Source organism: Streptomyces sp. NPDC006265 (assembly GCF_040613555.1).
Taxonomy (GTDB): Bacteria; Actinomycetota; Actinomycetes; order Streptomycetales; family Streptomycetaceae; genus Streptomyces.
Genome location: NZ_JBEXSH010001318.1, coordinates 1 through 1,687, shown reverse-complemented (window position 1 = coordinate 1,687; position 1,687 = coordinate 1). Strand labels below are relative to the sequence as shown.

The 1,687-nt window shown below is 68.0% G+C and carries 3 protein-coding genes; all 3 read right to left on the bottom strand.

All coding sequences use genetic code 11. From position 1 onward, the window contains the following. Nucleotides 1-135: 135 nt before the first annotated feature. The 3 genes from ABZ281_RS48365 to ABZ281_RS48355 all read right to left on the bottom strand — a co-directional run bounded on the left by ABZ281_RS48365 (nucleotide 136) and on the right by ABZ281_RS48355 (nucleotide 1,546). Nucleotides 136-234 (bottom strand): AURKAIP1/COX24 domain-containing protein, encoded by a 99-nt coding sequence (locus ABZ281_RS48365; protein ID WP_003948845.1) that lies wholly within the window; start codon nucleotides 232-234, stop codon nucleotides 136-138. A gap of 154 nt (nucleotides 235-388) precedes the next feature. Next, a complete protein-coding gene (locus tag ABZ281_RS48360) occupies nucleotides 389-601 on the bottom strand; it encodes a helix-turn-helix domain-containing protein (protein WP_121791081.1) in 213 nt (70 codons plus the stop codon). Between the two features lie 129 nt (nucleotides 602-730). Further along, on the bottom strand, nucleotides 731-1,546 hold the full coding sequence (locus ABZ281_RS48355) for a phosphatase (RefSeq protein ID WP_356665107.1): 816 nt from the start codon (nucleotides 1,544-1,546) through the stop codon (nucleotides 731-733). Nucleotides 1,547-1,687 lie beyond the last annotated feature (141 nt).

Genomic DNA, 1,687 nt, shown 5'->3' with positions numbered 1-1,687 from the left:
AAGGACGCCACCCGCGTCGGGATCACGCTCCGGCCGCACGACCTGCGGGTGCGGCCGGTGGCGAGGTGAGAGCGCCCTCGGGCACCGGTGGGTGGGGGGCCACAGCAACGCTCTCGCGGCTCGCGCGTCGCGAACTTACTTCTTGTTGCGACGCTGAACGCGCGTGCGCTTGAGCAGCTTGCGGTGCTTCTTCTTCGCCATCCGCTTGCGCCGCTTCTTGATAACAGAGCCCACGACTACCCTCGCTCACTTCTCATCACTCGGTGTTTGGGCGCCATGGGCCCATACGACCTACGAGGGGCCAGCCTACCCGTCCGAGCGCTGAGGTCGTAATCGAGGAGGCCGGGGGGATCCCGAGTGCCCTGTGGGGATCGCCCCGACCCTGCCGTCAGGCGGTTTCCACCCCCACGTAACTGTCGCGGAGGTACTCGTGAACCGCTTGCTCCGGGACGCGGAAGGACCGCCCCACACGGATCGCGGGCAGATGACCGCTGTGCACCAGCCGGTACACGGTCATCTTCGACACTCGCATCACCGAGGCGACTTCCGCCACGGTAAGGAACTGAACCTCGTTCAGAGGCCTCTCGCCAGCTGCAGCCATGACACACCTGAACCTTCCGCACTCGACGGCCACCGGCTTCCCCTTCCGGTGACTCTTCGTCGCTGCGTGCTCACTCCCCAATGTAGGTGCCAGTGATGCGAGTGGGGAAGAGGTGCACCCATCGGCGGCCTACTGTGACAGACACGCCCGATTGAGTACGTAGCGGGTAAGCGGCAGGTAGTAATCGGACCGCACGCCGTCATCAAGTGGAACGACCACGGCCACGGAGCCCTCGGCCTCCCCCACGAACAGCGCCGGGTCGTCCGTATCGGCCGGCCCGATGGCCTCGAACCCCAGCTGACCTGCCCCGCAGACCCACCCGTGGTCCCCGATCACCAGCTCGGGAAGGGGCCCGCCGGCCTCCGCACAAGCGGCCAGTACGGTACGAACCGGGAGAGGTGAGTGCGTATGTGCGCCGGGCTCACAACCGGGGCGTTCCGCGCCCGGGGTCCGCACCAGCGCGACTCCTCGTACGTAGTCGAGGTTGTACGTGCGTAGGCCGAACCGGGTCGTTATGTCGACACGACGACCCTGCGCAGGGGTGAGAACGGCACATCCAGCCGCCGACAGCGCGTCTGCCAGAGCGCCGTAGAAACCGAGCAGCCGGTGCGGGTGCCCGGTCCCGAGGAGTACCGGAGCACGGCGCCCGGCGGCCTCGGCGAGACGTTCCGCGAAGGCGTCCAGAGCCGCCAGGGTCCGCTCCGGATCGATCACGTCCTGGCCGGAAACCAGCCGGGAATCGGCCGAAACACCACACCGGTCCGCCATCAGCTCGAGCAACTCCCGCTGCCCCCAGGCACCTTCGGGATCGATACCGAGCAGCACCCGGGGGTCCCGGGCGGCGAAGAGCCGGTAACTGCGCAGGCTCTTCTCCCTCGAGGTCGCCACGGTCCCGGCGAGCCGAGCGCCCACCAGATGCGCACGCAGGGCTTCGATGGTCAGCACAAGAAGATCGTGCGTGACCGGAACCCCCCTGTCCCGAGAACCGGCGAACACCGCACGGTCGGCCTAGGGGGTGTTTCGAAGGTCCTGTGCGGTGCCCGCGGTGTCCGGTGCGTGCTCTCGGCGTGGCGGCCGGAAGCCCTC

Coding starts and splice junctions, on each gene's coding strand:
- ABZ281_RS48360 (WP_121791081.1), bottom strand. CDS start 601: ATGGCTGCAGCTGGCGAGAGGCCTCTGAACGAGGTTCAGTTCCTTACC.